This is a genomic window from Sandarakinorhabdus rubra, from assembly GCF_010994245.1.
GTDB lineage: Bacteria > Pseudomonadota > Alphaproteobacteria > Sphingomonadales > Sphingomonadaceae > Sandarakinorhabdus > Sandarakinorhabdus rubra.
Map to the genome: position 1 here is coordinate 1 of NZ_WMHO01000155.1, position 6,285 is coordinate 6,285.

At 68.5% G+C, this 6,285-nt stretch carries 5 protein-coding genes and 1 pseudogene; 3 read left to right on the plus strand and 3 right to left on the minus strand.

Annotated features, from left to right (window positions below; genetic code table 11):
* Both GJV64_RS10130 and GJV64_RS10135 read right to left on the minus strand, forming a co-directional pair.
* Positions 1-474 (minus strand): annotated as a pseudogene (locus tag GJV64_RS10130) (hypothetical protein); the annotation flags it as partial.
* Complete coding sequence (locus GJV64_RS10135; RefSeq protein WP_164157124.1) at positions 471-1,205, minus strand: alpha/beta fold hydrolase; 735 nt, start codon at positions 1,203-1,205, stop codon at positions 471-473. The pseudogene GJV64_RS10130 and the gene GJV64_RS10135, both read right to left, overlap by 4 nt.
* Positions 1,206-1,309: 104 nt before the next feature.
* On the opposite strand from GJV64_RS10135, the gene GJV64_RS10140 reads away from it, so the two are divergent.
* Complete coding sequence (locus GJV64_RS10140) at positions 1,310-2,086, plus strand: DUF2189 domain-containing protein (protein WP_164157121.1); 777 nt, start codon at positions 1,310-1,312, stop codon at positions 2,084-2,086.
* Between the two features lie 7 nt (positions 2,087-2,093).
* On the opposite strand, the gene GJV64_RS10145 is transcribed toward GJV64_RS10140, so the two are convergent.
* Complete coding sequence (locus tag GJV64_RS10145) at positions 2,094-3,422, minus strand: aminopeptidase P family protein (protein WP_235927690.1); 1,329 nt, start codon at positions 3,420-3,422, stop codon at positions 2,094-2,096.
* Between the two features lie 177 nt (positions 3,423-3,599).
* Here GJV64_RS10145 and thrS point away from each other — a divergent pair, with 177 nt between their 5' ends.
* Positions 3,600-5,603 carry a threonine--tRNA ligase gene (gene thrS, locus GJV64_RS10150; protein WP_164157122.1) on the plus strand — a complete coding sequence of 668 codons (2,004 nt, stop codon included), beginning with the start codon at positions 3,600-3,602 and terminating at the stop codon, positions 5,601-5,603.
* Positions 5,604-5,713: 110 nt separating this feature from the next.
* The gene (locus GJV64_RS10155; RefSeq protein WP_164157123.1) at positions 5,714-6,157 is read left to right on the plus strand and encodes a c-type cytochrome; all 444 of its coding nucleotides are present in this window, start codon (positions 5,714-5,716) and stop codon (positions 6,155-6,157) included.
* The last annotated feature ends 128 nt before the right edge of the window (positions 6,158-6,285 follow it).

Genomic DNA, 6,285 nt, shown 5'->3' on the forward strand with positions numbered 1-6,285 from the left:
GGCGGCATCCAGATCGGCCAGCGCGCCCACGTCGTCGCCGCTGTCCACCAGCGCCTCGGCCCGGGAAATATGGAGATCGGCGGCGGCGCGCGGCGACAGTTCCAGCCCGCCGGGCCGGGCCAGCGCGCGGGTGAGGAAGCGCGCGGCATCAGCCGGGCGGCCGGCGATCATCGCGGCATCGGCGGCCTGTCGCCACAGCGCCACCGCCTGCCCGTCGCGCTGGTCTTCTGACTGTATGCCGGCCGCTTCATAGCTTTTCAGCGCCGCGGCGTGATGGCCGGCCCGCATCTGGCTGACCGCCAGGCAGTGGCGCGCCGGCACGCCGCCACCTTCGGCCAGCCAGCCATAGGCCAGCTGCAGCGCCCGCGCCGGATCCTTGGGCGCCACCTCCATGCAGGCAGCATAACGGCCGGGATCGGAGGGGGCAGCCAGCACCGGCGCGGCCAGCAGGAGGAGAGGCAGCAGCAGCTTCACGTCAATTCGCCCAGCGTGGCATTGAGGATGGCAAGGTCGCTGTCACGCGACAGGCGATGGTCGCCATCCTTGATGAGCCGCACCTGAACATCGTCGCCTGTCAGCCGCGCCGCAATGTCGAGCGACAGGCGCCACGGCACCGCCGTGTCGCGCTGGCCGTGCAGCAGCCGCACCGGCGCAGTGATGGCGATCTGGCCGTCCAGCAGCAGCTGGGCCGGCGCGTCGGCGATGAACGCGCGCGAATAGCGATAGGGTTCGCCATAGTCCGATGGCCGGCTGAACCAGCCCTGCATCTCCAGCTGGCGCCGCTCGGCCTCGCCGATGCTGAGACCCCATTCGGTGAAATCCGGCGCCGCCGCGATGCCGACAAGCCCTGCCAGCCGATCCTTGAGCTTGCAGCCGGCGCGCAGCGCGATCCAGCCGCCCATCGACGAGCCAACGAGGATCACCGGCCCCTGCGGCCAGGCATGATCGACTAGAGCCAGTGCATCATCGGTCCAGCGGCCGATGCTGCCGGTCAGGAAATCGCCGCCGCTGGCCCCGCAGCCGCTGTAATCGAGGCGCAGGCAGGCCTGCCCGCGCGCCTTTGCCCAGGCCGCCACCGCCTCGGCCTTGGCGCCGGTCATGTCGCTCATGTAGCCGGGCAGGAACACCAGCAGGGGGCCATGTCCGGGCTGGAAGCGATAGGCCAGCGCGGCGCCATCATGCTCGAGATGCTGCAGGCCATCCATGCGGTGGGGATAGGCCAAGCCGGGCCGGATGGGAACCGCGATTGGCCAAATCGGCGGAATTGGGGTATAGTCCAGCCTCGAGAAGGTTAGCCGAGGAGGTTCCCATGGAACTCATCGCGACGCCGACTGACATGGCGCCGGTCCGCGCTCTCACCACCGATGATCTGCGCTGGGCGCTGCGGCGCGGCTGGGACGATTTCCGGTCGCGGCGTGGCGATCTGATCCTGCTGCCGATCATCTATCCGATGGTTGTCGTGCTGGCGGCGTATTTCGCCTTCAACGCCCGGTTGTTCCCGCTGATCTTTCCCCTGGTTGCCGGCTTTGCGCTGCTGGGGCCGATCGCGGCCGCCGGCTTCTATGAACTGGCGCGTCGCCGAGAAACCGGCGAGAGCGCCAGCTGGCAGCATTTCCTTGACCCTTTGAAGGGCCGGTCGCGCCTGCCGATTGCGCTGTTGACCGCCATGCTGGCCACCATCTTCATCCTGTGGGTGATGACCGCGCAGGCCCTCTACACCGCAACACTGGGCCAGCTGGGGCCGGCAACCCCGGCGGCCTTCATCGCCGACCTATTCGGCACCAGCCAGGGCCTGGAACTCATCATTGTCGGCAATCTGGTTGGCGCCGGCTTTGCCCTCGTCTCGCTGGCGCTGGCAGCGTTCAGCTTCCCGATGGTGGTGGACAAGGGCGTAGCGCCGGCGACCGCGGTGTTCACCTCGCTCGCCGCCTTCCGCCGCAGCCCGGTGACGATGATCATCTGGGGCCTGATGGTGGCCGGTATCCTGGTGCTGGGCGCCCTGCCGCTGTTTGTCGGGCTGATGGTGGCGCTGCCGGTGCTGGGCTATGCAACGTGGCACCTGTACACGCGCGCCGTGGATCGCTGACAAGCGGTCAGCGGCCGCGCATTGCCGCCTCGATCTCGGCAATGCTGCGCGGCACGCCGGCCGACATGCGCTCCCAGCCCGAAGCGGTCACCAGATACTGATCCTCGATGCGGATGCCCTGGTTGGCGGACTGGACATAGAGCCCCGGCTCGATGGTGATCACCGCGCCGGCCGGGATCGGCTGCGACCGGTCGAAGGGATCGTGGACATCAAGGCCGACATAATGGCCAAGCCCGTGGGTGAAATCATCAATCCGCCCGGCCTTGCGGAACACCGCCTTGGCCGCCTCCTCCAGCACATCATAGGCAACACCGGCCTTCAGCTTGGCCTCGGCCGCCGCCTGGGCTGCCAGCACCAGCTCGTAATCGGTGCGCTGCGCGGGCGTGAAACGGCCATTGGCCGGAAATGTGCGGGTGACATCGCAGGCATAGCCGTCGACCGAGGCGGCGGCATCGATCAGCACCAGGTCGCCATCACGGATCGCCCCGCTTTCGGCGACATAGTGCAGGGATGCCGCGTTGCGCCCCGCCGCCACGATGCTGTTGTAGGCAAGGCCGGTGCCGCCGGCGCCCGCAAAGCCTTCCTCCAGCACTCGCCGCAGCTGTCGCTCGGTCATGCCCGGCCGCACGCCGCGCATTGCCGCCAGGTGGCCGGCACGGGTGGCGGCCATGGCCTTCTGCATCCATTCCAGCTCGCGCGGTTCCTTGACGCTGCGCAGCGCCGTCAGCAGCCCGGACTGGTCGCGGATGCTGGTGCCCGGCACCCGCGCGGCGATCTTGCCATAGAGTGCCAGCGTGTCGGGCACCGGCGCGTTGGCCGAAACGATTGGCCCCAGAAAGTGCAACTCCTTGGCGCGCACGGCCAGCCGTGTCACCAGCCCGCCCAGCGCCGAGGTGCGCAGCACACGCTGGACGCCCGTGCGCTGCTCGATCAGTGAACCCAGCGGCAGCCGCTCCGCCTCCCAGCGTTCGGCCTCCACATCGCGCGCTGGCAGCAGCAGCCATTCCTTCACCACTGCCTCGCCGGGGGCCAGCACCAGCACGGCGCCGGGCTCATCACGGATGCCGGTGAGCCAGGCAAAATCGCCATCCTGCACGAAGGGGGCCGAAAGCGTGTTGTCGGGCGCGGGGAAGGCATCGGCGCCGTGGATCACGGCCAGGCCGCCCTGCAGCTTAGCCATCAGCTGGGCGCGGCGGGCGCGATAGACCTCCGGCGGGAAGGGGCTGGTGCCCAGCGGCGTGCCATGGCCCGGCGGGGGCAGCACCTGTGCCGGCGCTGCCGAAGCCACGCCGATGACGGCCGCGCCCGCCAGAAACTGCCTGCGCCCCAACATCATGTGCCGTCCCCTGCCCTGAAGATGGCGCAAGGCTGGCAGAAGCCGGAGCGCCAGTCCAGCATCTGACCAACCAGGGGGCAGCTTGCCAGTTGCAGGGTGGCGAGGCCCGGCGTTTTTGGCTAAGCGCGGGGGCGTTGCCGACCGGCAGCCGCACTGCATCATGTCCAAGGGCCCGGAATGTCCGATCTCATCACCCTCACGCTCCCCGATGGTTCGCAGCGGCAGGTGACGCGGGGCACCACCGGTGCCGAGGTGGCGGCCAGCATCGGGCCGGGCCTCGCCAAGGCGGCGCTGGCGGCGAAAGTGGATGGCGAAGTGGTGGACCTGTCGCGTCCGATCGATCGGGACGCCGCGCTGGCGCTGGTCACCGCCAAGGACGAGGCCGACGCGCTGGAACTGGCCCGCCATGATTTTGCGCACGTGCTGGCCGAAGCGGTGCAGCAGCTGTTTCCGGGGACGCAGATCACCTTCGGGCCGTCGACCGATGACGGCTTCTACTATGATTTCGCGCCCGCCCCCGGTCGCGGCCCCTTCACCGAGGATGACCTGCCGGCGATCGAGGAGGCGATGCGCGCCATCATACGGGCCGACAAGCCGCTGCGCCGCGAGGTGTGGAGCCGCAGCCAGCTGATCAGCCGCTGGAAGCAGCAGGGCGAGACGTTCAAGGCGGAATGGGCGGAAACCCTGCCCGACGGCGAGGAACTCTCGGTCTACTGGTCGGGCGAGGACTGGCTCGACATGTGCCGTGGGCCGCACCTGCCGTCGACCGGCAAGCTCGACGGGCAAGCCTTCAAGCTGACCCGCGTGTCGGGCGCCTACTGGCGCGGGGACCCCAAGAACCCGCAGCTGTCCCGCATCTATGGCACCGGCTGGCTCAACAAGAAGCAGCTCGATGCCCACCTGACCCGGCTGGAGGAGGCCGCAAAGCGCGACCACCGCAAGCTGGGCCGCGAGATGGACCTGTTCCACCTGCAGGAGGAAGCCCACGGCAGCGTGTTCTGGCACCCGCGCGGGTTCGTCATCTACCGGGCGCTGGAAGCCTATATGCGTCGCCGGCTCGATCCGGCCGGCTATGACGAGGTGAAGACCCCGCAGATCATGGACGCGCGCCAGTGGGAACAGTCCGGCCACTGGGGCAAGTATCGCGAGAACATGTTCGTCATTCCCGACGAGGTGCCCAACACCGAGGACGAGGGCCCGGTGGTGAGCAACGACGCGCAGTGGATGGCGCTCAAACCCATGAACTGCCCGGCGCATGTGCTGATCTTCCGGCAGGGCATCAAATCCTATCGCGACCTGCCCCTGCGCCTCGCTGAGATGGGCTGCTGCCACCGCAACGAGCCGCACGGCGCGCTGCACGGCCTGATGCGGGTGCGCCAGTTCACCCAGGACGATGGCCACATCTTCTGCCGGCCCGACCAGCTGGTCAGCGAAGTCGCTGCCTTCTGCGACCTGCTCGACGTGGTCTACAAGGATCTGGGCGGCTTTTCCTATGCCATCAAGCTGGCCCTGCGCCCGGAAAAGCGCTTCGGCAGCGACGAGATGTGGGACTGGGCCGAACAGTCGCTGCGCGATGCCGTGGCCGCCACGGGCCGCAACACGCCGGAATGGGGCTGGGAAGAACTGCCCGGCGAAGGCGCCTTCTATGCGCCCAAGCTGGAATTCCACCTCACCGACGCCATTGGCCGCACCTGGCAGGTGGGCACCATCCAGACCGACACGGTGCTGCCCGAGCGCCTCGACGCCTCCTATGTGGGCGAGGATGGCAACCGCCACCGCCCGGTGATGCTGCACCGCGCGATCCTGGGCAGCTATGAACGCTTCATCGGCATCCTGATCGAGCACTTCGCCGGCTGGTTCCCGACCTGGCTCGCCCCGGTTCAGGCCGTGGTGGCCACCATCGTTTCCGACGCGGATGACTATGCCGGGCAGGTCGCCGCCCAGCTGCGCGCCGCCGGCATAAGGGTGGAAACCGACCTCCGGAACGAGAAGATCAACCTGAAGGTGCGCGAACACAGCCTGCAGAAGGCGCCCTACATGCTGGTGCTCGGCCGGCGTGAAGCGGAAGAAGGCACGGTTGCCTTGCGCAACCTGAAGGGTGGCGACCAGAAGGTGATGCCGCTGGCCGACGCCGTGGCGCTGATCCGCGCTGATGCCACCCCGCCCGACCTCAAGGCTTGAGCCGCCAACAGCCGCCGTCCGACGCCCCTGCGCCAATTGTCCGCTTGGCGCTGGTGGCCTGCGGGGAATATGAAGGCGGCAGCCGTATGGGCTTGAAATGGGGAGACCTGATGATGCTGCGTGCCGTAATTGCTGCCGCGCTGGCCAGCGCCGTGATCTTGCCGGCCACCATTGCCACCGCCGGTCCGATCGAGGACCGCCAGGCGATCATGAAGGGCAATGGCCGTGACACCAAGCTGGGCGGCGACATGCTGAAGGGCGCCACCCCCTTCGATGCCGCCACTGCCCAGAAGATCCTGGCCAACTATGCGGCCGCCGCAAAGGCCTTCCCGGCACATTTCCCGGCCGGCAGCAACAAGGGTGAGACCGAAGCTGCCCCGGCGATCTGGTCGATGCCGGTGGACTGGAAGGCCGCCACCGACAAGTTCCAGAAGGACACCACCGCCGCCGTTGCGATGAAGCCGGCGACGCTGGCCGATTTCGGCAAGGCCTTCGGTATGGTCACCGCCAACTGCAAGAGCTGCCACGAAAGCTTCCGCATCAAGAAGGGCTGACATGCGGCGGCGGCTGGCCGGCCTTGCGGGGCTCGCAATTCTGGGTGCGGTGGCGGGCTGGCTCGCAACCGCGCCGCAGCGGCTGGACGCGACAGAGGTGGCGCAGGGGCCGGGCGATCCGGCGCGGG

Excerpts from the sequence above, each read along its gene's own strand:
- GJV64_RS10135 (WP_164157124.1), bottom strand. The coding sequence starts at position 1,205 with ATGGATGGCCTGCAGCATCTCGAGCATGATGGCGCCGCGCTGGCCTAT.
- GJV64_RS10140 (WP_164157121.1), top strand. The coding sequence starts at position 1,310 with ATGGAACTCATCGCGACGCCGACTGACATGGCGCCGGTCCGCGCTCTC.
- GJV64_RS10145 (WP_235927690.1), bottom strand. The coding sequence starts at position 3,422 with ATGATGTTGGGGCGCAGGCAGTTTCTGGCGGGCGCGGCCGTCATCGGC.
- thrS (WP_164157122.1), top strand. The coding sequence starts at position 3,600 with ATGTCCGATCTCATCACCCTCACGCTCCCCGATGGTTCGCAGCGGCAG.
- GJV64_RS10155 (WP_164157123.1), top strand. The coding sequence starts at position 5,714 with ATGATGCTGCGTGCCGTAATTGCTGCCGCGCTGGCCAGCGCCGTGATC.